Genomic DNA, 24,494 nt, shown 5'->3' on the forward strand with positions numbered 1-24,494 from the left:
CAAATCAGATCGTGGCCAGTTCCATGACCGACACGTCATTGGCCTCGGCGCGGTCGAGGATACCCGCCTGTTTTCCTTGTGCCATTACCATGACCCTGTTGGAGACCCCAAGGACCTCCTCGAGATCGGAGCTGACGACAATGACGGCGATGCCCTGGCGGGCCAGCTCCATGATGGTGTCGTAGATCGACGAGCGCGCGCCGACATCGATGCCGCGTGTCGGCTCGTCGAGAACCACAACCTTCGGATTTCGCGCCAGCCATTTGGCCAGCACCACCTTCTGCTGGTTGCCGCCCGACAGTTCTCCAGCATTCTGCTCGCCGCGCCCCTTGACGCCGAATTTCTTGATGTAGGCGCCAGCGAAGTCGCTGAGGCGCTTCGACGTGATCCAGCCGTTTTTCGAAACGGCGTCGAAATTGGCGTAGCCGATGTTTTCTGCGATCGAGTGTTCGAGAACAAGGCCCTGCAGCTTCCGATCCTCCGGCACGAGGACCACGCCGTTTTGGATGGCATCCCTCGGTGAACGCGGCGTAATGACCTTGCCGTCGAGCACCACGTCGCCGGTGGCGATCGGGTCGGCGCCGGTGATCGCCCGGACGAGTTCGGTGCGCCCCGCACCGACAAGCCCGGCGATCCCGAAGACTTCGCCGCGTTTCACGGAAAATTCGATGTTTCGGAAGCTGCCCGATGGTGACGAAAGCCCGCGCACCTCGAGCATGACATCATCGACCGGAGCCGGAATGGCGGGAAACATGCGGTCGAGCGAACGACCGACCATGGCTTCGACGATGGTGCGGACAGGCACGTCGCCGCGGTCGAATTCCTGGACCTTGGCCCCGTCTCGCATCACCACGACGCGGTCCGCGATCTGTCGAATTTCCTCCAGCCGATGGGAAATATAGATGATGCCGACACCATCGGCCTTCAGGCGCTCGATCTGCCGGAACAGGAGCTGTGTTTCCTCTCCGCCCAGGGCCGCCGTCGGCTCGTCCAAAATGAGCAATCGAGCATTGAGGGTCATTGCCTTGGCGATTTCGATCAATTGCTGCTTTGCCGTCGAGAGACCCTCGACCAACCGGCGCGGGGAAACATCGAGACCGAGCCTCTGCAGGCCGGCATGGGCCCGTTCTTCCATGGCCTGGCGGTCAATGCGTCCACCCTTGGTCAGGTAGCGACCGACAAAGACATTCTCGGCTATGGACAGTTGTGGCAGGAGCTTCAGCTCCTGGTGGATCATGCCGACGCCGGCATCCATGGCCGCGCGCGGAGTGGCCGGCGCGTAAGTCGCGCCGAACCATGTCATCTGGCCTGAAGTGGGCTGAACGGCACCGGAAATGATCCGTGAAAGGGTCGATTTCCCGGCGCCGTTCTCGCCCAGCAGCGCCACGACTTCACCCGCTCTCACATCGAGGTCGATGCCGTGCAGGACCTCGAGCGATCCGTAGACCTTGCGGATCTGCCGGAGCGAGAGGATGGGAGGGAGGTCGTTGGCAGTCATGGCGCTGTCTTCCGGTCTGGATCAGGGATGCTCGGCGACGAACTTCGCAGCGTTCTCCGGCGTGGTCAGAAAGCCGGGGAGCAGTTGCTCGGCCGGAAGCTTCTCACCGGCAGCCAGCTTGATGGCGCTGTCGACGGCCAGTCGTCCGATACCGCGCACCTGCTGGGTGGCAGTAGCGTCAAAGCCGCCTTCAGCCAGGATCGGCAGAGCTGTCGTGTCGCCGTCGAAGCCGCCGACGTAAACACGCTGGGAAACGCCGGATACCTTGACCGCCTGTGCGGCGCCGAGGGCAAGACCATCAGCCTGGGCGAAGATCAGCGAAACATCCGGATGGGCCTGCAGGAGGTTCTGGCCGATGTTCAGGCCTTCGGCCTGAGACCACTGCTCGCTCCACTGCTGGGCCACCAGTTCGACGCCGGAATTCTCCCCGATCGCCTGCATGCAGCCCTTGGTGCGCTCGACTTCCGGCGTGGTGCCCTTCTGGCCGTGGATCATCAGCATCTTGCCCTTGCCGCCGGCCAGACCGATGATGTGCTTGCACACTTCATAGGCCGAAGTCGCGTTGTCGGTTGCGATGAATGTGTCACCGGGCGCGCCATCGGCATTGCGGTCAACGTTGACGACCGGGATGCCGGCTTCCTTGGCGAGGCGTGTCGGAACAGCGGCAGCAGCAGCACCCGCCGGAATGTAGATGAAGGCGTCGATGCCCTGCGTCAGCAGGTCCTGGACCTGGCTGACCTGGGTTGCGCTGTCGTTCTTGGCGTCGACGGTGATAACCTCGATGCCCTTCTCCTTGGCATAGGCTTCGACGCCGATCTTGATCTGGTTGAAGTAGTCGGCCTGCAGGTTCGAGACGGCGAGCCCGATCTTCTTCACCTCTGCGGCAGAAGCTCCGATCGGGTTGAGGGCCGTCGTTGCCAGCGCTGCGGCAGCCAGAAGCATGGTTGTGAGTTTCATGGTAGATCTCCTCCGTTGTTTCGGCACCCCGCTACCATCGCAGGACCGAAGTTTTGCCTGGCATCTGCCCGGCGGTGAACTGGCGGCAGCGCCGCCAAACTGGACCCTAGTCGAAACGTCACCTCCGCTTGATGGCTTCGGCCGCGACTGCGAGTGCAATGACGACACCGATGACGACGGCCTGCGTGAAGGGCGAGACCCCCAGAAGGTTCAGGCCGTTGCGCAGAACGCCGATGATCAGGACGCCGATGATGGTTCCGAGAATGCCGCCCTTGCCGCCGCTCAGGCTCGTTCCGCCGATCACCACGGCCGCAATGGTGTCGAGTTCGTAGGAAACGCCGGCTGTCGGCTGAACGGAATCGAGGCGCATGGCGAGCACCACGCCTGCCAATCCCGCAAGCAGGCCGGAGACGACGTAGACGCCGATCGTGTAGAGATTGACGTTGATGCCGGCGAGGCGAGCGACTTCCTGGTTGCCGCCGATGGCATAGAGAGAACGGCCGCCCGAGGTGTAGCGCAGATAAATCCATCCAAGGACAAAGACGACCAGCATGACGGCGACGGTCAGCGTCAGGAACCCTCCGTAGCGGGTATAGGCGAGCAGGCTGAACCAGGAGGGAAAGCCGACGATCTGCTGGCCGTCGGTGATCATGTTGGCCAAGCCGCGCGCCACCGACATCATCGCGAGGGTGGCAATGAAGGCCGGTACACCGAGCGCAGTGATCAGCAATCCGGATATGGCCCCGGTTAAGGCTGCGACCCCCAGTGCCAGGAGGATGCCGACAGGCAGCGGCAAGCCGACCTGATTGGCGGCGTAGCCCATCACCATCATGGTCAATGCCATGACCGACCCAACGGCGAGATCGATCCCGCCGATCAGGATCACCATCGTCATGCCCACGGCCATGATGCCGAGAACCGTAATCTGGTCGAGCACATTGAGCAGGTTTCGCGCCGACATGAAGGTGTCGGTGGCAAGGGAGAGGAAGATGCAAAGGAGGATCAGACCGATCAGGGGCCCGGTCGTTCCTCTCAATGCCGACAGGGCACCCGCACCCGCGACGCGATCCTGGTCTGTCGCTGAAACCGACATCCAATCCTCCCATGCTGCTACCGACTTGCCAAGCATTCGGTATAAATATTCATTGCTGTGTGTAAATTCGTAGCGCAGGGATCCTTGGGCTGTCAACTGCCGAGACCGGGCGTCGATGTGATTTAATTTCCGCTGCATGGCTTGACAGGCGGAGTTCAGATGCAATTATATGACGTACGGTATATTTATTCATCATGAGGTTTCCATGCAGCCGAACGATCTCGACCGCATTGCTGGGCAGATACGACTCCGCGATCTCCAGGCGGTCTACGAAGCAGGCGCCGGCCATATCGGTGGAGAAATGTCGGCGATCGACATTCTGACCGCGCTGTATTTTCAGGTGCTGCGGATCTGGCCCGATCAGCCGAAGCACCCAGATCGGGATCGCTTCGTCCTGTCCAAGGGGCATGTGGCCCTGGCGCTCTACGTGACGCTGGCGAAGCGAGGCTTCATTCCGGAAGACGAAATTGCGACCTTCCTCAAGCCGCATTCTCGCCTCAACGGGCACCCGAACTGCAACAAGGTGCCGGGCGTGGAAACCAATACTGGCCCACTCGGGCATGGCCTGCCGGTCGCTGTCGGCATGGCGAAGGCTGCCAAGCTGACCGGTGCTGCCTATCACACCTATGTGCTGACCGGCGACGGCGAGATGCAGGAAGGCTCCAACTGGGAGGCGATTTCGTCAGCCGCCCAGTTCGGCCTCGACAATCTGACCCTGATCATCGACCACAACCGCTTCCAGCAGGGTGCCGCGCTCAGCGACACCAACAACATGGCGCCGTTCGGTTCCAAGCTGCTGGCGTTCGGCTGGGCTGTGACCGAGATTGACGGGAATGCCATGGCCGAGATCGTCCCGGCGCTGCAGCACCGTTCGGATCGCCCCCATTGCATTGTCGCCCATACGAACAAGGGGCACGGGATTTCCTTCATGCAGGACAGGGTGGATTGGCATCACAAGGTGCCCAATGCAGAACAATACAAGATTGCCTTGGCCGAGCTCTCGGAGGTACTTTGATGAATGCCGTGACCATAACCGAAAAACTGCACGACTGCCGTGATGCCTTCGTGTCGGTGCTGGAACGCCTCGGCGCCGAGGATCCGAAAATCGTTGCCGTCTGCAATGATTCCGTCGGTTCCTCGAAGCTTGGCGGCTTCAAGTCCAAGTGGCCGGAGCGCCTGGTCAATGTCGGCATCGCCGAACAGAACATGGTGGGCGTCGGCGCCGGGCTTGCGAATGGCGGCCTCTTGCCCTTCGTCTGTGGCGCCTCCTGCTTCCTCACCGGACGCTCGCTCGAGCAGGTGAAGGCCGACATCGCCTATTCGAATGCAAACGTAAAACTGATCGGCATCTCCTCAGGCATGGCCTATGGCGAGCTGGGTCCGACGCACCATTCGATCGAAGACTTCGCCTGGATGCGGGTCCTGCCCAATCTTCCGGTGATCGCGCCCTGCGATTCGATCGAAACGGCAGCGGCCGTCGAATGGGCCGCCCGCTATGACGGCCCCGTTTTCCTCCGTCTGTCGCGCGTCGGCGTGCCGGATCTGTTGCCGCAGGGGCATGTGTTCGAGCCAGGCAAGGCGAATCTCCTGCGCGACGGAGATGCGGTCACCCTGATAGCCAATGGTACGCTCACTCATCGTGCGATGAAGGCTGCAGCAATACTTGCCACCCGTGGTATCGAGGCGCGCGTGCTCAACATGGCGACGGTGCGCCCGATCGATGTCGAGCGTATCGTCTTGGCCGCGCGTGAGACCGGTGCCATCCTGACGGCCGAGGAGCACTCGGTCTATGGCGGCCTCGGATCAGCTGTGGCGGAAGTCGTGGTTGCCGAGGCTCCGGTGCCGATGAAGATCCTCGGCGTGCCCGGCATCTTCGCGCCCACGGGATCTGCCGAATTCCTGCTCGACGAATTCGGCATGTCGCCTGCGGCGATGGCCACGGCAGCCGAAGAACTGCTGGTGCGAAAGGGCGGCCGCGCCTAGCGGCTGCAGGGGAAGTCTTTGGGATGCCGCCACAAGGCCGGACGGCATCTCGCAGCATTCGGAGCCGACATGATCACCGCCATCCTCGCCATCGACCAGGGGACCACCAATTCCAAGGCCGTGCTCGTCTCGACCGAGGGGATCATCGTGGGGCGCGGATCCTCGCCCGTCGGGATATCCCATCCGCAACCCGGCTGGGTGGAACAAAGCCCCGAACGCGTCTGGCAATCAGTGCTGGAAGCGATTGCGGCCTGTCTGGTCGGCGCCCCGCCCGTAACGATTGCCGGTCTCGCGATTTCCAACCAGCGTGAATCCGTGACCTTGTGGGACGGCGAGACCGGTGAGCCTCTCGGCCCGGTCATCAGCTGGCAATGCCGGCGCACCGCGGCAGTTTGTGCCGAGCTGAACGCCGCCGGTCATTCCGCGCGCGTAGAGGCCCTGACCGGCCTGCCGATAGATCCGATGTTTCCTGGACCGAAGATGAAGTGGTTGCTCGACCGCGCCCCTGCAGGTCGGCCGCTTCGCCTTGGTACGATCGATTCCTGGCTGATCCATCGCCTGACTGGCGGGCGGGCGCATGCCTGCGACGCCTCGAATGCCGCCCGCAGCCAGCTTTTCGACCTGACGCATTGCGTCTGGAGTGACGAACTCTGCGACCTCTTCGGGGTGCCGAAAGCCCATCTTCCCGAGGTTCGCGACAGCGCCTCCCGCTTTGGCGAAACGCTCGGCGTCCCCGGCCTGGCCGACGGCATTCCGATTGCCGCTGCAATCGGGGACAGTCACGCAGCGCTGTTCGGCCATGGCGCCTTTGCACCGGGTGATGGCAAGGTCACCTTCGGCACCGGCTCGTCGATCATGACGACGCTGCCGCATTTCATCGCGCCCAAAAGCGGCATCACCACGACGATCGCCTGGTCGCTAGGCGGCAAGCCGACTTATGCCTTCGAGGGGAACATTCTGGTCTCTGCTGCTTCGCTGCCCTGGATGGTGGAGATCCTCGGCCTGCCGGACGTGCAGGCGCTGATCGATCTTGCCGAAACGGCGCCGCCAGATGGCCCGGGCTTTGTTCCGGCCTTCGTCGGACTGGGCGCTCCCTATTGGCATGCCGATGCGCGAGCACTGTTTTCCGGGATCACCTTCAACACGACACGCGCGCAGATGGCGCGTGCAGTGACCGATTCGATTGCCCTTCAGGTGCATGACGTATTCAAGGCCATGGCGACCCAGTCGCCGGCGACGCTCGGTCGGCTGTTCGTAGATGGCGGGCCGAGCAAGAACGCCTTCCTGATGCAATGCGTCGCAGACGTGCTGAACCACCCCGTGACCCAGTGCGACGCGGCAGAGGCATCGGCGCTCGGCGCAGCCTATCTGGCCGGGCTCACGCTCGGTCTCTGGGAGGGTCTGGAGGCGGTCCGGGCCCTGCCTCGCAAGACCTTTGCCCTCAAGCCGAAGCCAACGGATACCGCCAGGCGTCTTGAAACCTGGCAGGACGCAATCTTCCGCTCGACCGTTCCCGTGACATCATCTATGGGTGAATAAAAATTCACCCATTGGAGGGTTCATGGGACGTCTCAACGAGCTTCGACTGATCGCCCGCGTTGCGCAAATGTATCACGCCGAAGGCAAGCGACAGGCGGAGATCGCCGAGATCATGCATATGTCGCAGGCGACGGTTTCGCGGATGCTGAAGCGTGCCGAGATGGAAGGCATCGTCCGCACCACGATCATCCCGCCACCGGGAACCTTCGCCGATCTGGAAACCGCGCTTCGTGAACGTTACGGCCTGACAGAGGCAATCGTCATCGACTGTTCGGAGGATCGCGACGGCGCGATCATGGCCCGCATCGGCGAGGCTGCCGCGCATTTTGTGGAAGTCACCCTGCAGCAGGACGAGATCATCGGTGTCTCCAGCTGGAGCCAGACCATCCTGCGCATGGTGGACAATATCCATCCGCTGAAGACAGGCAGGGCGAAATATATCGTGCAGATCCTGGGCGGCATGGGCGAGGCCTCTGTCCAGACCCACGCCACGCAGTTGACGGCACGCCTTGCCAAGCTCACCGGCGGCGAGCCCCGCCTGCTGCTCGTCCAGGGCATCACCTCCTCGCGGGAGGCAAAACTCGTCATGCTGGCCGATCCTGTTGTACGCGGCACGATGGATCTCTTCGGCCGCCTGACACTGGCGATCATCGGCATCGGCGCCGTCGAGCCGTCTGAGCTGCTGGCCCGCTCCGGCAACGTTTTTTCGCGCCAGGAAATGGCCATGCTGCACGATGCAGGCGCGGTCGGCGAGATCTCGTTCCGCTTTTATGACCGCGACGGCAAGCCGGTCGAGACCCCGCTCAACGAACGGGTGATCGGCATTTCGCTCGAGGAACTGCGCAAGGCCGACCGCGTCATCGCGCTGGCGGGCGGCGAATCGAAAACGCAGGCGATCGCCGGCGCTCTCAGGATGGGCATCATCGACGTGCTCGTCACCGACAAGTTCACGGCAGCCAGACTGACGGCCTGATCCTCCCGCCACAGGGATGGACTGTCGGATCGGCTGCATCAAGGAGGAGTGAGACCATGCAGCGTTTTTCCGGACAGACCGTTTTCGTCACGGGTGGCAACAAGGGGATTGGACTGGGCATCGCCCGCCGTTTTGCCGAAGAAGGAGCCAAGGTCGCGATCGCCGCGATCGAAGCCGACACCACCGATGTGGCTATGCGTCTCGCATCAGAGACCGGTACCGAAGTGCTGGGGCTTCAGCTGGATGTCACCGATGGCGTCGCTGTTCGCCAGGCCTATGCCGAGGCGGAAGCCCGCCTCGGTCCGCTCAGCGTCTCGGTCCAGAATGCCGGTGTGATCACCATCGCGAAGGTCGAGGATCTGAGCGAACGCGAGTGGGACCTCAATCTCGACGTCAACACCAAGGGTGTCTTCCTCTGCTGCCAGGAGGCGGTTGCCCGCTTCCGCGCCAGCGGCACGAAGGGACGCCTGATCAACACGGCTTCCGGACAAGCCCGCCAGGGCTTCATCTACACGCCCCACTACGCCGCATCGAAATTCGGGGTCGTCGGCCTGACTCAGAGCCTGGCCAAGGAACTTGCGCGGGAAGGCATCACTGTCAACGCCATCTGCCCCGGCATCATCCACACCGAGATGTGGGACTACAACGACCGCGTCTGGGGCAAGATGCTCGGCGACTACGGTCCTGGCGAACTGATGGCGGAATGGGTCGAGGGCATCCCCATGGGCCGCGCCGGTACCCCTGCCGAGGTGGGCGCCCTTGTCGCCTTTCTGGCATCCGCCGATGCGGCCTATATCACCGGCCAGACGATCAATGTCGATGGCGGGCTGATCATGTCGTGATGTGAGCGCCGAAGTGGGCACCGCATAGAATGCGATACTGCGTGGACAATCCGGCGACAGCAGACCCTTCCAGGGATGAAACTGGCTGCGACGAGCCCGCCGCAACCAGTCCTTCTTGTCTCATCCCGAGCGTGCGGCCGTTAGCGGGTGCTGAGCGTGTCGACGATCCGCTTGAAAAAGTCGAGGTTCTCGCGGTCGAAACCAAGAGAGCTGGCCTCACCGTGACCGAAGCGGCTGTGCGCTGGGGCTTCTTTCACCTCGGGCGCTTCTCCGCTGATTATGCGGCTCTCTTTCAGCGGTATCCACGCGATACCCTCAGGGCGGGCTGACACCGAAGCCGACAGCAGCCTGCCGGACGACCTCGGCAACTTCCGTCAGCTGCTTGGCGATTGGGCTGGTCTTGCGCCAGATCATGCCGATCGTGCGGGACGGTTGCGGATCCTCGAAGCGGGCGATGGAGACATCGGCGGAGCGGGTTTCTACCGGCATGGCGATCTCTGGTATCAGCGTGACACCAATACCTGCCCCGACCATCTGGACCAGGGTCGAGAGCGAGCTGCCGTCGAGGATCTCGCGCGGGCGGACAGCTCCCATGTCGCAGAAGGAGAGCGCCTGCTCGCGGAAGCAATGCCCCTCCTCCAGCAGCAGCAGCCGCATTTCGCGCAGCATGTCGCGATTGGGAACAGGCTTTTCGGCGTCCGCCTTCGGGCGGACAAGCACGAAACTCTCCTCGAAGAGCGGAATCTCGGTCAGGGATGACTCCGAAACCGGCAAGGCCACGATCGCCGTGTCGAGGCGGCCTTCTGCTAGCTCCTGCAGGAGCTTCGGCGTCACGGTCTCACGCACATGGATGTCTAGATCAGCATTCTGGCGTGTCAATGCCGAGATCATTCCCGGCAGGAGATAGGGTGCAACGGTCGGTATGACACCGATGCGCAACCGCCCGACGAGCTGTCTGCGGTGAGCGCGGGCGAGGTCTCCGAGCTCGTCCACGGAGCGCAGGATGTCGCGGACCCTCAGGAGAAATTCCTCACCGAAAGCAGAGAGGCGCAGCTGACGCGCCGCCCGCTCGAACAGCTCGGCACCCAGCGCCTCTTCAAGCTCCTTGATCTGTACCGACAGGGCCGGCTGGGAAATCGAGCAGGCCTCGGCCGCCCGGCCGAAGTGGCCATGCCGGGCCAGCGCATCGAAATATCGCAGCTGGCGGAGCGTGAAATTGATCATAACCTTAACCTATGGAACTAATCAGAAATTCCAACTTACATTAATAGATCCACTTTGCTAGAACAATTCCAGATGATGTCGGAGGCCACCTGAAGGGGGCATCTCACCTGCCTTCGTTTCTCGCGGGGAACAGGCGGACGGCGGATCAGGCGGGACGGTCGATGTCCCGTCGCCAGTTCATCGGGTTGTGATGCGGACGTGCTCTTGAAGAGAGCGTCAGCAATCCGATGCTGGAAAAGCGGTTTCTTCAAGGAGGTACACAATGGATACCCTGAGCAACAAAGGCGCCGGCAAATGTCCGGTCATGCATGGTTCGAACACGGAAAGCGGCGCGACCGTCATGGCCTGGTGGCCGAATGCGCTGAACCTCGACATCCTGCACCAGCACGACACCAAGACCGACCCGATGGGCAAGGCCTTCGACTACCGTGAAGCCGTCAAGCAGCTCGATGTCGCAGCGCTGAAGACCGATATGAAGGCCCTGCTGCGCGATAGCCAGGAATGGTGGCCGGCTGACTGGGGTCACTACGGCGGCCTGATGATCCGTCTCGCCTGGCACTCTGCCGGCTCCTACCGCCTGGCCGATGGCCGTGGTGGTGGCGGCAGCGGCAATATCCGCTTCGCCCCGCTCAACTCCTGGCCCGACAATGCCAGCCTCGACAAGGCCCGCCGCCTGCTGTGGCCGCTGAAGAAGAAGTACGGCAACAAGATCTCCTGGGCCGACCTCATTCTCTTCGCCGGCACCGTTGCCTATGAAGACATGGGTTTGAAGACCTTCGGCTTCTCCTTCGGTCGTCCTGACATCTGGGGCCCGGAGAAGGACGTCTACTGGGGTGCGGAAAAGCAGTGGCTTGCCCCCTCCGACAGCCGCTACGACGACGTAACCAAGCCGAACACGATGGAAAACCCGCTCGCCGCCGTGCAGATGGGTCTCATCTACGTGAACCCGGAAGGCGTGAACGGCAAGCCTGATCCGATGGCGACCGCCGCCCAGGTGCGCGAGACCTTCGCCCGTATGGCGATGAACGACGAAGAGACCGCAGCGCTCACCGCCGGTGGCCACACCGTCGGCAAGGCGCATGGCAATGGCAACGCCCAGGCACTCGGCGTCGAGCCGGAAGCCGGCGAGCTGGAAAACCAGGGCTTCGGCTGGATGAACCCGAACCAGAACGGCAAGGCGAGCCTCGCTGTCACCTCGGGCATCGAAGGCGCATGGACCGCCAACCCGACCGTGTTCGACATGGGCTATTTCGAGCTGCTGTTCGGCTATGACTGGGAGCTGACCCACAGCCCTGCTGGTGCCCAGCAGTGGCAGCCTGTTGGCATCAAGGAAGAACACATGCCGGTGGACGCCACCGACCCGTCGATCCGTCGCATGCCGATGATGACCGATGCGGACATGGCGATGAAGGTCGACCCGGCCTACCGCGCCATCTGCGAAAAGTTCATGGCAGATCCCGCCTACTTCCAGGACACGTTTGCTCGCGCCTGGTTCAAGCTCACCCACCGCGACCTCGGTCCCCGCGTTCGCTACATCGGTCCGGAAGCCCCGACCGAAGAGCTGATCTGGCAGGATCCGGTTCCGGCCGGCGCCAAGAACTACGACGTCGGCGCCGTGAAGGCGAAGATCGCCGCTTCCGGTCTTTCGATCGCCGAACTGGTTGCCACCGCCTGGGACAGCGCCCGCACATATCGCCAGTCCGACATGCGCGGCGGTGCGAACGGTGCCCGCATCCGTCTCGCCCCGCAGCGTGACTGGGAAGGCAATGAGCCGTCGCGTCTCGGCAAGGTTCTCTCGGTGCTCCAACTGATCGCCGATGAATTCGGCGCAAGCGTCGCCGATGTCATCGTGCTGGCCGGCAATGTCGGCGTCGAGAAGGCTGCCAAGGCTGCCGGTTACGACGTGACCGTGCCGTTTGCTGCAGGCCGTGGCGACGCCACCGCCGAGCAGACAGATGCCGCAAGCTTCGCCCCGCTCGAGCCGCTGGCCGATGGCTTCCGCAACTGGACCAAGAAGGACTACGTCGTCAGCCCCGAAGAGATGCTGCTCGACCGTGCGCAGTTGATGGGCCTTACGGGCGCTGAAATGACTGTCCTGCTCGGTGGACTGCGCGTTCTCGGCACCAACTATGGCGGCACCAAGCATGGCGTGTTCACCACCCGCGAAGGCCAGCTGACGAACGACTTCTTCGTCAACCTGACCGACATGGGCTTCACCTGGAAGCCGACGGGCAAGAACTCCTACGACATCTGCGACCGCAAGACCGGTGAGAAGAAGTTCACCGCGACCCGCGCCGATCTCGTCTTCGGTTCGAACTCGGTCCTGCGTGCCTATGCTGAAGTCTACGCCCAGGACGACAACCAGGAGAAGTTCGTGAAGGACTTCGTTGCTGCCTGGGTTAAGGTCATGAACGCAGATCGCTTCGATCTGACCGCCTGAGAGCGACAACCAGGGGGCTCGCAACCAAGTCCCCTGCCCGACCCAGAAGCCGGAGATGCTGAAGCATCTCCGGCTTTTTTCGTCTTGCACGCCTCGTGAGCGAATAGATCAGCGCTTCACTTCAGGAAGGCGCGGAAGCGTTGCAGCGACAGGAAAAAGAAGACCGTGGAGATCGCAATCAATGCCAGGATCTGCGGCCAGACCACCGCGAGACCGGCGTCGCGGAACAACACTGCCTGTGCCATGATGACGAAATGCGTGTTGGGCGCCGCAGACATGATCCATTGGATCACCTCTGGCATGCTCTCGCGGGGTGTCATGCCACCTGAAAGGATCTGCAGAGGCAGAAGGACGAGCATGAGCAGGAGGCCGAACTGCGGCATTGATCCAGCAACCGTCGCCAGGAAAATGCCCATGCAGGTGGCGGCAACGAGCTGCAGCGCCGCGCCGACGAGAAAGAGGGTCAGGGATCCCTGCAGCGGCACATCCAGGGCTCCTTCGACAACCACGAAAAGCGAGAAGATCGTCGCCAGCAGCACGACGAGACCCATCGACCAGATCTTGCTCAGCATGATCTCCGCCGGCGTCACAGGCATGACCAGCAGATGCTCGATGGTTCCATGCTCTCGCTCCCGAATGAGGGCGGCCCCCGTGAGGATGATCGACAGCATGGTCACGGCGGAAATGACCTCGTTGATCGAACCGAACCATCCCTTGTCCAGTTCCGGGTTGAAGCGCGCCCTCAGGGACAGCGCCACCGTAGGCGTCGTCTGCGTGTCTCCACGGTCGAGGAAGCCATTGACCTCCCGGCTTACGATCTCCTGGATGTAGCGCCCCCCGGAGAAAGCCTGGGTCATGCGGGTGGCGTCGACGTTGAGCTGAATCTGCGGGACCTTTCCCGCCAGAAGGTCGTGCTGGAAGCTCGGCGGGATATCCAGCACGAAGGTATCGGTTCCAGCGTTCATCCGGGTATCGATCTCGGCCGTCGTGATCATCTGCGGCGGCAGGAAATACGGCGGATAGAGCGCATTTTCGATGCGCGCCGACACCTGCGAGCGGTCCTCGTCGACGATAGCGACCGCCGCCTTGTTGAGCGTCTCCGGCTCCGCTGTCGCGGCCGTGTAGATATTGAGGGTGAAGGCATAGACGATAAGGAACATCAGGGCCGGATCTCGAGCCAGACCGCGCAGTTCCTTGATGCCGAGCTGCAGGATATTTGCCAGTCGCATGGCTCACACCGCCTGTTTCTTGAGAAGGGAGGCACCAAGCAGAAGCAGTACCGGGCCGACGATCGCCAGCGCGACGATCTGGGGTCCGAGATCGGCGAAATGCAGCCCCTTTGAAAAGACGCCGCGCGAGATCGTCACGAAGTGGCTTGCCGGGTAGACCTGGCCGATCAACGCACCTGCCCCCTCAAGCGCTGAGACCGGCGACAGCATGCCGGAGAACTGCACGGCCGGAATGATCGTCAGCAAGGTGGTGCCGAAGATTGCCGAGATCTGGCTCTTCATGAAGCTCGAAAGCAGCAGCCCGAGCGCGGTCGCGGCGAACACATAGAGGAACGCACCCAGCGCCAGCACGGCAAAGCTTCCCGTGAGCGGCACCTGGAAACCGAAGACTGCAAAGCCGGTCAGCATCAGAAAATTGAGAAAGGCGATGCCGATATAGGGAAGCTGCTTGCCCAGCAGGAATTCAAGCCTGGTCACCGGTGTCACGTAGAAATTGATGATCGAGCCCAGTTCCTTCTCGCGTACCACGCTGAGGACGGACAACATGGCAGGTATGAGCATAAGCAGCAGGGGAATGACCGCCGGCACCATGGCCACCAGGCTCTCGACATTGGGGTTGTACCTGTACCGCAGTTCTATATCGAAGCGCGGCGCGAAGGCTTGGTCGCCATAAAGTTCGCGGGCTTTGCGGGCGAGCCAGGTCGCATGCATGCCCTGGACATATCCGGAAACGGTCTCCGCCCGAGATGGCATTGCGCCGTCAATCCAGGCGCCGACCTCGACGCTGCGATTGCCGCGCGACAGATCACGCGCAAAGCCGGGCGGGATCTCGATCGCAAGGCTGATTTCGCCGGCCCGCATCCGGCGATCGAGGTCGTCATAGTCGATGATCGGCGGCCGTTCGATGAAGTAACGGGAACCGGCGATCTCCGCGACGTATTCCCGGCTCAGGACGGTATCGTCCCGGTCGAGGGCGGCGAAGGTCAGGTTCTCGACATCGAGATTGATGCCGTAGCCGATGACGAACATCAGTATCAGGCTGCCGAGCATGGCGAGCGTGGCCCGGATCGGATCTCGAACAAGTTCGAGCGCCTCGCGCCGACTGAAGGCCAGCAAACGCCGGCGATCGAGAAGCGGACGATGCCGCCGCCTCGGCCTGGGGGCCAGGGACGGGGGGGCGACCACCTCGCTGTTCTCCGCGCTGAACTTCGGCACAGTCTCTTCGCCGATCGCGTCTTCGAGATACTGTATGAAGGCCTGCTCCAGGTTCTCGGCCTTGCGGCGAGACACGATCGCCTCGGGTGTATCGGTCACCAGGACCTTGCCCGCATGCATCAGGGAGATCCGATCGCATAGAGCTGCCTCGTTCATGAAATGGGTCGAGACGAAGATCGTCACGCTGTCCCGTCGTGAGAGGTCTGCAAGCAACTGCCAGAAACCATCGCGCGCCACCGGATCGACGCCCGAGGTGGGTTCGTCGAGGATCAGGATATCCGGGCGATGGATCAGGGCGACCGCCAACGACAGGCGCTGGCGCATGCCAAGCGGCAGGGATTCCGGCCATTCGTCGAGCACTGCGGCAAGACCGAATTCGCCCACCAGCTCAGCAATGCGCGGTGCAATCTCGGACTCCGCCATGCCGAAGAGGCGACCATGCAGCTCCAGATTCTGGCGCAGCGTCAGTTCGCCGTAAAGCGAGAAGGCCTGGCTCATGTAGCCGACGCGACGACGGATGGCGATGTCCTTGGGGTCTACGGGATGGCCGAACACTTCAGCCGTACCCTCGCTGGCGGCCAGGAGACCGGTCAGCATCTTCATGGTCGTCGTCTTGCCGCAGCCGTTCGATCCGAGGAAGCCGAAGATCTCTCCCCGCGGGATCTCGAAACTGACATCGTCTACCGCGGTGAAATCACCGAAGCGCATGGTCAGGTGATCGGCCCGGATTGCGATCTCAGCCGTGGCTCCCGCATCCCGGGCCGGAATCTGGAGAGGTTCCGCGCGCCCGCGTTTCTCCTCCGGCAACAACGCAACAAAGGCCGCATCGAGGGTCTCGGTCGCCGTGCTCTCACGTAGTTCGGCCGGGGTCCCCGTCGCCAGGATCCGCCCGGCATCCATGGCCACCAGCCAGTCGAAACGCTCGGCCTCTTCCATGTAGGCCGTCGCGACGACGACACTCATGCCGGGCCGCTCTGCACGGATGCCGTCAATCAGTTCCCAGAACTGGCGACGCGAGAGGGGATCGACGCCGGTCGTCGGCTCATCGAGGATCAGGAGGTCCGGATCATGGATCAGGGCACAGCAGAGGCCGAGCTTCTGCTTCATGCCCCCCGATAGCTTGCCGGCCGGGCGATCGGCAAAGGGCGTCAACCCCGTTGCCCGAAGGAGCCCGGCGATCCGATGCTCGCGCTCGGCTCGATCCTGACCGAACAATCGCCCGAAGAATTCCGCATTCTCGAAAACCGAGAGCGTGGGATAGAGATTCTTGCCCAGTCCCTGCGGCATATAGGCGATGCGCGGGCAGGTTCTGGCTCGATGCGATGATCGCGCCATATCGCCGCCGAAGACCTCCACGCGACCGGACTGAATGACACGCGCGCCGGAGACGAGGGAGAGCAGGCTGGACTTGCCGACGCCGTCGGGTCCGATCAGGCCCACCATACGGCCTGCCGGTATGTCGAGCGAGATGGCGCGCAGGGCTTCGGTCCTGCCATAGGAGAGGCTTACGTCCTCAAGCCGCACCACCGGGTGCCCTGCCTGATCGTCTTGCAGCGCTCCCGTCATCTCACTGCACCAAAGTCGTCGTCAGGCTTTCGGGCCAGGGGGCTGCAGGATCCAGATTGACATACGCGATCCCCGGCAGCCCCGTCTTGACCTGCTGAATGTATTTCTTGAGCAAGACCTCGGGGATCTGTGCCTTGACACGGAACATCAGTTTTTCCCGTTCCTCGTCGGTCTCGACAGTCTTCGGCGTGAACTGCGCGACATCGGCGACAAAGCTGACCTTTGCCGGAATGGTATAGGCAGGTGCCGCATCAAGGACGATCCGTGCCTCACTGCCCAGGGCAATCTGGCCGGCCTCTGCCGTCGGCAGGAAGAAGGCAATATAGACATCGGAGAGATCGACGATGTTGAGAACGCGCCCGCCCGCACCGAGAACCTCGCCGAGCTGTGCCACGCGATACTGTACGCGTCCGTCGCGGGGCGAGCGCAAGGTGCTGTCGGCAATGTCGGCCTCGATGCTCTCGACCGCTGCAGCGGCCGCAGCGACAGCCGCTTCGGCGTCGATGACCTGAGCGCGGGCCGCACCGATTGCGGCCTCCGAGGCTGCAACCTGAGCCTTGGCTGCGGCAAGCGCCGCGCGGGCGCTCGCGGTGGCCGCACGATCGTCATCGACCACCTGCTGGCTGGTCGTGCGGCTTTCCATGAGGCGCTCCGTGCGGGCCAGCGTCGTCTCCGCCGAATTCAACTGCGCCTCACGCTGCGCCACCGTCGCCAGCGCCGCTTCGCGTTCGGCCTCGCGCTGAGCGACAACGCTCCCGGCGGTATCGACACCAATCAAGGCCCTGCGATGTTCCGCCACTGCCTGGCGTCGACGCGCATCGAGTTGGTCCGTATCCATGACGGCGAGCACCTGTCCGGTCGTCACCACGTCCCCCTCGCCGACCAGGATCTCCTTGACCCTTCCGCCGGTTTTCGTGGAAATGTCGATCTCAACGGCCTCAATGCGACCGTTGCCATGGGCGATGTTGGCGGGAAGGCCATCACCCTCATAGGTCTTCCAGCCGAAATAGGCGGCACCACCCGCCACGATCAAAACCAATGCGGCCAGCCAGCCGCCCTGACGCTTCGCCATACCCGTTCTCCGCGATCCGACGGACGCAATCGCCAGCGTCCTCTGGCGATTCATACTGGGCAACACGCGCGCCGAACTTGATCTGCGTCAATTAGAGATTGCTATGGGCGACAACATTCGCGTCGACAAAAAACACCGCCCCGGCGAGCCGGGGCGGTGTCTCTCTGGCGCAACAAACTGCGAATTCAGAAACCGCTGGCGAGCCGGCGGCGAAGATCCTTGATGTCGGGCGCTGCCAGTTCCTCAAGGCGACGCTCCCATGACAGCGCGGTATCGACGATCACCCCGAGGTCGTTGTAGCGCGGGACCCAGCCGAGAACCTGCTTGGCCAACGTCGAATCCGCCACCACCAGCGGTGCATCACCCGGGCGCCGGGGGGCGTAGTCCACCCTGAAGTCGACATTCGTGGCACGGCGCACCGCCTCGACGATATCGAGAACCGAGTAACCCTTGCCATAACCACAATTGGCGACAAGCGGACCGCCGCCCCTGCGCAGGTAGGTCAAGGCCTGTAGATGCGCGTCGACGAGGTCGTTGATATGGATGTAATCACGCACGCCCGTGCCATCGGGGGTATCGTAATCCGTGCCATAGACCGACATCGCGGATCGCTTGCCGAGTGCTGCCTCGCAGGCGACCTTGAGCAGGTGGGTGGCTCCGGCCGCCGAATTTCCGGCGCGCCCCTTCACGTCGGCACCGGCCACGTTGAAATACCTGAGGGCGACGTAGCAGAGACCATGAGCGCGCGCGGTGTCGCGCAGCATCATCTCACTCATCAGCTTGGACTGGCCGTAGGGGGATTCCGGTCGGAGAGGTGCGTCCTCGCGCACAGGAAGCGGCTTGTCCGGCAGCCCGTAAACCGCAGCGGTCGAGGAGAAGATGACCTTGTCGATACCCGCCTTCACGGCGGCCTGCAGCAGGCGCCGGGTGTTTTCGGTGTTGTTCTCGTAGTAGTTCAACGGATCGGCGATCGACTCGGGCACCACGATCGAGCCGGCGAAATGAATGATCGCCTCGATGTCGTTCTCGGCAAATACCTGCTTGAGCACGTTGGGCTTGCCGATGTCACCCAGATAGAAACGTGCCTCCGGCGCTACCGCCCAGCGGAAGCCGGTTGACAGCCGATCGACCACGACGACTTCCTCGCCCGCGTCGAGGAGAGCCCAGACCATGTGGCTGCCGATAAACCCGGCGCCACCTGTCACCAAGATCGCCATGACTTTTCTTCCCGTTGTTTTTTCTTATCGGGACAAAAAAGCACGAGCACCTTACGGAGTACTTATGGGCGACACCCAAGGCACTGAAAGAGCTTATCTATTTGGTTTCTTCGTTAAGTCGATGTGAGCGTTTTCTCTCAAGTTTTAATGAAGGCTGAGGCTGAGCCAAAGCCTGTCGGTCTTAGAGCGACTTCACATAGCGGCTCAACCGCTCTGCGGCATCGACGATCTGGGCGGGATTGCGCAGGAAGCAGGCGCGAAGAAACGGAAGGCCGCCCTCACCGAACGCCGTTCCCGGCGCCAGGCCCACCCCCGTCTTGTCGACGATGTCGAGAGCCGCCTTCCGGCTGTCGGTGATCCCATCAATTTTCAGGAAGGCATAGAGTGCTCCTTCCGGCTTCAGCGTCTCCACCCTGTTGGTAGCGATCAGAGCATCGCAGAGAATGTCACGCGATGCCGTCGCCCGGGCAATGTTCTCACGCACGAAATCGTCGCCCTGGTCGAGCGCGACAACCGCGCCGCGCTGCATGAACTGGGCGACCCCGGAGGTGGAATACTGAATGAGATTTTCCAGGACCTGTCCGAGTTCCGGAGGGGCCACGATCCAGCCGACGCGCCAGCCGGTCATCGACCAGTTCTTCGAGAAGGAGTTGGCGAACATCACCTTGTCACCCTCCTCCATGACATCGAGGAAGGACGGCGCGCGCTCCTCGGCAGCATAATGGTAGAGCGCATATATTTCGTCGGCGAGGATCCAGACTCCATGCCGACGCGCGATTTCGAGGATCGCCTTCAGATCTTCGCGCGTCGCTGTCCAGCCGGTCGGGTTGGACGGGGTGTTGATGAAGAGCGCGCGGGTTTTCGGCGTAATGGCCTTTTCCAATCGATCAAGATCGAGCATCCAGCGGCCATCGGTGAAGGAGAGCGGCACGCAGACCGACTTGGCGCCGGCGAGATCGATCGCCGAGACAATGTTGGGCCAGCAGGGCGAGAGATAGATCATTTCGTCGCCCGGCGAGGTCAGCGCCTGGACCGCAAGCGCGATCGCCTGCATGCCGGAGGCGGTGACATAGAAATGTTCGACCGGCAGGTCGACGGCGAAATGGCGCTGGTAATAGCGCGACAGCGCCTGCCTCAGCTCAGGAATGCCGCGCTGCCAGGTGTAGAAGGTCTCGCCGGCCAGAAGGGCCTCGCTCGCGGCCCGATTGATGAAATCGGGCGTCGAAAGATCCCCCTCGCCCGCCCAGAGCGGCAGAAGCCCGTCGCGTCCGCGCGCGTAGTTGATGATCTCGACGATCCCGCTTTCCGGGGCGGCGAGCGCGCGGGGGCTTAGGCTGTCCAGCAAGGTCATGGGGTCTTCACTCCTTCGATCGGTGCGGAATGTCTAACCGATCACCGGGCAAAAATCCCATGATATTACGTGAGGATGATATTGATCCTGCTGATGGGTTCCGCGACCCGCAAATGGTCGCAGTCCCATATTCAACGGCTCTTGAGAAGGTCCCGGATCTCGGTCAGCAGTTGCACGTCGGCTGGCGGCGGCGCGGCCTCGGCGGCTTTCTGTTCTTCCTTCTCCATTGACTTGCGCAGCGAGTTCACGGCTTTGACCATCAGAAAGATGATCCAGGCGAGGATCATGAAGTTGATCACCACCGTGATGAAGTTGCCATAGGCGAAGACGGCACCCTGTTCGCGGGCAGCTGCGAGCGAGCCGGCCGTGACGTTGCTGCTCAGTGGCAGGAAGTAGTTGGAGAAGTCGAAGCCGCCGAAGATGACGCCGACGACCGGCATGACGATATCTTCCACCAGCGAATTGACGATCAGGCCGAAGGCCCCCCCGATGATAACGCCGACGGCGAGGTCCATGACGTTGCCGCGCGCGATGAATGTCTTGAATTCCTGTAGCATTAGCCCCTGCTCCTAGATGGTCCTGATCAGGCCCGGCGAGAGCCGTTCCCACGCCATGGTTAATCAATCTTTACTGTTTCGAAAATGGCAAATCGGCACAACGCGTCGCCGAGTATCGACTAAGGTCAATATCGGAAGCGATTTCAAAAAGGCGGGACTTGCCCTAAGGTTCCAAGGGGCGCAGTCGAGGAGGAAAACGTGTTCCCAGGCTGGATCATTGTAGCGTCGGCACTCGGCTATCTGCTGCTGCTGTTCGCCGTGGCGAGCTACGGGGACCGCAAGACGCGGCTGCACGGCGTTCCATCCGGCGGTCGGCCTATGGTCTATGCCCTCAGCCTCGCGGTCTATTGCACCTCCTGGACCTATTTCGGCGGGGTCGGACTGGCCGCGCAGCATGGCCTGGAATTCATGGCCATCTATATCGGCCCGATCCTGATGTACACGCTCGGCATGCCGATCCTGAGACGGATAGTCGAGCTTGCCAAGACGGAGCGGATCACGTCCGGCGCCGACTTCGTGGCGGCCCGCTACGGCAAGAATCCGATCGTGGGCATGCTGGTCACGATCATCTATCTGGTTGGAATCATTCCCTATATCGCCCTGCAGTTGAAGGCGGTCTCCAGTTCGGTTGCCGCGGTGATGGATCCCACAGCCTACGGGATCGGTACAGGCAATCTCTATTTCATCGATCTTCCGCTCATCGTCGCCTTCATTCTCGCCTGCTTCGCCGTGGTCTTCGGCACCCGACACACGGATGCTACCGAACATCAGGACGGCCTGATCCTCGCCATCGCGATGGAATCCGTGGTCAAGCTCGTCGCCTTCTGGACGCTTGGCGTCTTCGTCATCTGGGTGATGTTCGACGGACCGGCCGACCTCTGGCAGAAGGCGACGGAAAGCGAAGCTGTCATGGCTGCACTCTCCCACGAGACGCCTGCAAGCCGCTGGATCCTGCTCATTGCCCTTTCGGCCTTCGCCATCATCATGCTGCCGCGGCAGTTCCACGTTACCGTTGTCGAGAACCGGACCCCCCGCGAGCTGAAGCTCGCCGGCATCCTGATGCCGATCTACCTGATCGTCATCAACATCTTCGTTCTACCAGCAGCAATCGCCGGGATTCTCATCTTCGGCGGCAGCGGTGATGCGGACCTCTATGTCCTGTCCCTTCCCCTGGAGGCCGGATCAGGCTTCGTTTCCCTGCTCACCTTCATCGGCGGCTTCTCGGCGGCAACCGCAATGGTGATCGTTGCCTCGGTCGCGCTGGCGATCATGGTCTCGAACGACATGGTGCTGCCGATTTTCCTTAGGCAGAAACTGCTCGGCCGACCAAGCCAGCGTGAGGATTTCGCCAAGACGCTGCTGCACATCAGGCGCACCGCAATCTTCGGCGTCCTTCTGCTTGGCTATGTGTATTTCCGCTCCGCCGACAACACGACAGGGCTCGCCAAGATCGGCCTCCTGTCCTTCACCGCGATTGCCCAGATCGCGCCGGCCATGTTCGGCGGGCTGATCTGGCGTCGCGCCAATGCGCGCGGCGCGATCGCCGGGCTCACAATCGGGTTTTTCGTCTGGGCCTATCTGCTCTTCCTGCCAAGCCTGGGGGCAGAAGATCATTCCTGGATCGCATCGGCGGTCCTCGGCTTTCTGTTGCCGGGCCTTTCCATGTTCGAGCCGCAATATGCGGACCCACTCGTCAACGCGACAATCTTCAGCCTGCTGGTCAACACGCTCGCCTTTGTCGTCGGCTCGCTCAGCCGAAATCCTCGCCCGGTGGAACGGATCCAATCGGCGATCTTCATCAAACGGCAGCCGCGCTCCAACTTCGCGACACGCGGCTGGAAGACCAGCGTCGCCGTCGGCGACCTGAAGGCCGCAATCGCACGCTATCTCGGCAATGAACGCATGGAGCGATCCTTCCGCTCCTACGAACAGACGGTCGGGCGCAAACTGGCAGACGACAGCCCGGCTGACATGGCGTTCATCCATTTCTCCGAACAGTTGCTCGGCAGCGCCATCGGCTCTTCCTCGGCCCGTCTGGTGCTGTCGCTGATCCTGCAGAAGGCGGAGGATCCGTCCGCCGATACGGTCTGGCTGCTCGACCAGGCGTCGGAAGCGCTGCAATACAATCAGGACATGATGCAGACGGCTCTGGCGCAAATGGAGCAGGGTATCGCCGTATTCGATGCGTCCGACCGCCTGACGATCTGGAACCGCCGCTTTCGCACGCTACTCGACCTGCCAGAGCATGTCGGCCAGGTGGGTTTTCCGCTTGCCGACATGATCGGCATTCTCGCCCAGCGCGGCGACGTATCAACCTGCGGCATGCAATCCCTGATCCGCAGCTTCCATCAGTTCGACAGCCCTTTCCAGATGGTACTGGCAGGCGGCAAGCGGATTATCGAGGTGCGATGCAACCTGATGCCCGACAAGGGGCTCGTGGCCACCTTCAGCGACATCACCGGCCGTGTCGAGGCGGACCAGGCTCTGAAGCAGGCAAACGAGACGCTGGAGCAACGGGTCAGCGAACGCACGGCGGAACTGACACGGGTGAACCATGCGCTTGCCGAAGCGCGCGCTGCAGCAGACGAGGCCAATATCGGCAAGACCCGCTTCTTCGCTGCGGCGGGCCACGACATCCTGCAGCCTCTCAATGCGGCGCGGCTCTATTCGTCGTCACTCGTGGAACGGCTCGGCGATTCGGACAACAGTGCCCTGGTCGGCAACATCGATTCCGCACTGGAGTCGGTCGAGAGCATCCTCGGCGCCGTTCTCGACATCTCCCGTCTGGATACCGGCGCGATGAAACCGCGCTTCTCGAGTGTTCCTCTGCATGGCTTACTGCAGCGCATCGAGACGGATTTCGCCCCGATGGCGCGGGAGAAGAACCTGAAGCTCGTCGTCATGCCCACAGCGCTCTCGGTCCGGTCCGATCCGACGCTCCTGCGCCGTCTGGTGCAGAACCTCGTGTCGAACGCGATCAAGTACACACCGTCCGGACGTGTGGTCGTCGGCGCCCGCCGGCAGGGCGACAAGGTGGTGATCCAGGTCACGGACTCGGGCATCGGCATTCCCGCTTCAAAGTTCCGCACTGTCTTCAAGGAATTCGCCCGGCTTGAAGAAGGCATGAGGACCGCTTCCGGTCTGGGCCTCGGTCTTTCGATTGTCGACCGCATTGCCAAGGTGCTGCAGCATCCGGTGGAACTCGATTCCAAGCCGGGCAAGGGCACGACCTTCAAGGTGGTGATGCCGCTCGAGATCGCCAAACCCGCCACCAGGGGCGTCGTTGCCATCGACTCCGGCAGCCGATCCACGCCGTCTCTGCAGGGCTTCCGGGTCCTGTGCATCGACAATGAACCGAAGATCCTGGAGGGCATGCATCTGCTCATCTCCGGGTGGGGTTGTGCCGTCGAATGCGCTGGCTCGATTGCCGAGATGGACGAGCTGCTGAAGAGCGGCAATCCGCCCGATCTCGTCATCGCCGACTACCATCTCGGCGACGGCAGCGGAATCGGCGCGATCCTCAGGCTGAGGGCGCTGACCCAGGCTGATGTGCCCGCGCTTCTGATCACCGCGGATCGCTCGGCGGAAGTGCGCGCCGAGGCGGAGCGGCACTCGATATCGCTCCAGCACAAACCGGTCCGGCCGGCCGCGCTGCGGGCCTTCATCACGCAGATCTCTTCGCAGCGCCGCACGGCTGCGGAGTAACATCACCCATGCAGCATCCAATACGTAAGAATG

The 24,494-nt window shown here is 62.4% G+C and carries 17 protein-coding genes; 7 read left to right on the plus strand and 10 right to left on the minus strand.

Going from position 1 to position 24,494, the window contains the following annotated elements; translation table 11 throughout:
- Positions 1 to 4 precede the first annotated feature (4 nt).
- The 3 genes from J2045_RS04665 to J2045_RS04675 form a co-directional block, all read right to left on the minus strand.
- On the minus strand, positions 5 to 1,498 hold the full coding sequence (locus tag J2045_RS04665) for a sugar ABC transporter ATP-binding protein (RefSeq protein ID WP_307369910.1): 1,494 nt from the start codon (positions 1,496 to 1,498) through the stop codon (positions 5 to 7).
- A 21-nt stretch (positions 1,499 to 1,519) separates the two neighbouring features.
- The gene (locus tag J2045_RS04670) at positions 1,520 to 2,455 is read right to left on the minus strand and encodes a substrate-binding domain-containing protein (protein ID WP_166601789.1); all 936 of its coding nucleotides are present in this window, start codon (positions 2,453 to 2,455) and stop codon (positions 1,520 to 1,522) included.
- Positions 2,456 to 2,573: 118 nt separating this feature from the next.
- Positions 2,574 to 3,548, minus strand: coding sequence for an ABC transporter permease (locus tag J2045_RS04675; RefSeq protein ID WP_307369913.1), 975 nt, complete (start codon positions 3,546 to 3,548; stop codon positions 2,574 to 2,576).
- 205 nt (positions 3,549 to 3,753) lie between these two features.
- On the opposite strand from J2045_RS04675, the gene J2045_RS04680 reads away from it, so the two are divergent.
- From J2045_RS04680 to J2045_RS04700, 5 genes are all read left to right on the plus strand, one after another.
- Positions 3,754 to 4,563: a transketolase gene (locus tag J2045_RS04680; RefSeq protein ID WP_307369915.1), complete on the plus strand. Its 810-nt coding sequence runs from the start codon at positions 3,754 to 3,756 to the stop codon at positions 4,561 to 4,563.
- Positions 4,563 to 5,531 carry a transketolase family protein gene (locus J2045_RS04685; protein WP_307369917.1) on the plus strand — a complete coding sequence of 323 codons (969 nt, stop codon included), beginning with the start codon at positions 4,563 to 4,565 and terminating at the stop codon, positions 5,529 to 5,531. Before J2045_RS04680 ends, J2045_RS04685 begins: the two co-directional genes overlap by 1 nt.
- Positions 5,532 to 5,603: 72 nt before the next feature.
- Positions 5,604 to 7,070: an FGGY family carbohydrate kinase gene (locus J2045_RS04690; RefSeq protein WP_307370101.1), complete on the plus strand. Its 1,467-nt coding sequence runs from the start codon at positions 5,604 to 5,606 to the stop codon at positions 7,068 to 7,070.
- 22 nt (positions 7,071 to 7,092) lie between these two features.
- Positions 7,093 to 8,043, plus strand: coding sequence for a sugar-binding transcriptional regulator (locus J2045_RS04695; protein ID WP_166601785.1), 951 nt, complete (start codon positions 7,093 to 7,095; stop codon positions 8,041 to 8,043).
- Between the two features lie 56 nt (positions 8,044 to 8,099).
- A complete protein-coding gene (locus J2045_RS04700; protein WP_307369920.1) occupies positions 8,100 to 8,885 on the plus strand; it encodes an SDR family oxidoreductase in 786 nt (261 codons plus the stop codon).
- 315 nt (positions 8,886 to 9,200) lie between these two features.
- Here the strand turns inward: J2045_RS04700 and J2045_RS04705 are convergent, their stop codons facing one another.
- Positions 9,201 to 10,109: a hydrogen peroxide-inducible genes activator gene (locus J2045_RS04705; RefSeq protein WP_307369923.1), complete on the minus strand. Its 909-nt coding sequence runs from the start codon at positions 10,107 to 10,109 to the stop codon at positions 9,201 to 9,203.
- Between the two features lie 262 nt (positions 10,110 to 10,371).
- On the opposite strand from J2045_RS04705, the gene katG reads away from it, so the two are divergent.
- A complete protein-coding gene (gene katG / locus J2045_RS04710; protein ID WP_307369926.1) occupies positions 10,372 to 12,549 on the plus strand; it encodes a catalase/peroxidase HPI in 2,178 nt (725 codons plus the stop codon).
- 116 nt (positions 12,550 to 12,665) lie between these two features.
- On the opposite strand, the gene J2045_RS04715 is transcribed toward katG, so the two are convergent.
- The 6 genes from J2045_RS04715 to mscL all read right to left on the minus strand — a co-directional run bounded on the left by J2045_RS04715 (position 12,666) and on the right by mscL (position 20,756).
- Positions 12,666 to 13,778 (minus strand): ABC transporter permease, encoded by a 1,113-nt coding sequence (locus tag J2045_RS04715; protein ID WP_307369929.1) that lies wholly within the window; start codon positions 13,776 to 13,778, stop codon positions 12,666 to 12,668.
- Positions 13,779 to 13,781: 3 nt separating this feature from the next.
- Entirely contained in the window at positions 13,782 to 16,559 is a 2,778-nt protein-coding gene (gene rbbA / locus J2045_RS04720) for a ribosome-associated ATPase/putative transporter RbbA (protein WP_307369933.1), read from the minus strand.
- Position 16,560: 1 nt separating this feature from the next.
- On the minus strand, positions 16,561 to 17,631 hold the full coding sequence (locus J2045_RS04725) for an HlyD family secretion protein (protein ID WP_307369935.1): 1,071 nt from the start codon (positions 17,629 to 17,631) through the stop codon (positions 16,561 to 16,563).
- 185 nt (positions 17,632 to 17,816) lie between these two features.
- Positions 17,817 to 18,848: a UDP-glucose 4-epimerase GalE gene (galE, locus tag J2045_RS04730; protein WP_307369937.1), complete on the minus strand. Its 1,032-nt coding sequence runs from the start codon at positions 18,846 to 18,848 to the stop codon at positions 17,817 to 17,819.
- A gap of 181 nt (positions 18,849 to 19,029) precedes the next feature.
- A complete protein-coding gene (locus tag J2045_RS04735) occupies positions 19,030 to 20,199 on the minus strand; it encodes a pyridoxal phosphate-dependent aminotransferase (protein WP_307369939.1) in 1,170 nt (389 codons plus the stop codon).
- Between the two features lie 131 nt (positions 20,200 to 20,330).
- Positions 20,331 to 20,756 carry a large conductance mechanosensitive channel protein MscL gene (gene mscL, locus J2045_RS04740; protein WP_166601776.1) on the minus strand — a complete coding sequence of 142 codons (426 nt, stop codon included), beginning with the start codon at positions 20,754 to 20,756 and terminating at the stop codon, positions 20,331 to 20,333.
- Positions 20,757 to 20,954: 198 nt separating this feature from the next.
- Between mscL and J2045_RS04745 the strand changes: the two genes are divergently transcribed.
- Complete coding sequence (locus J2045_RS04745; protein ID WP_307369941.1) at positions 20,955 to 24,461, plus strand: hybrid sensor histidine kinase/response regulator; 3,507 nt, start codon at positions 20,955 to 20,957, stop codon at positions 24,459 to 24,461.
- Positions 24,462 to 24,494: the final 33 nt, after the last annotated feature.

Source organism: Peteryoungia aggregata LMG 23059 (genome assembly GCF_030814435.1).
Taxonomy (GTDB): domain Bacteria; phylum Pseudomonadota; class Alphaproteobacteria; order Rhizobiales; family Rhizobiaceae; genus Allorhizobium; species Allorhizobium aggregatum.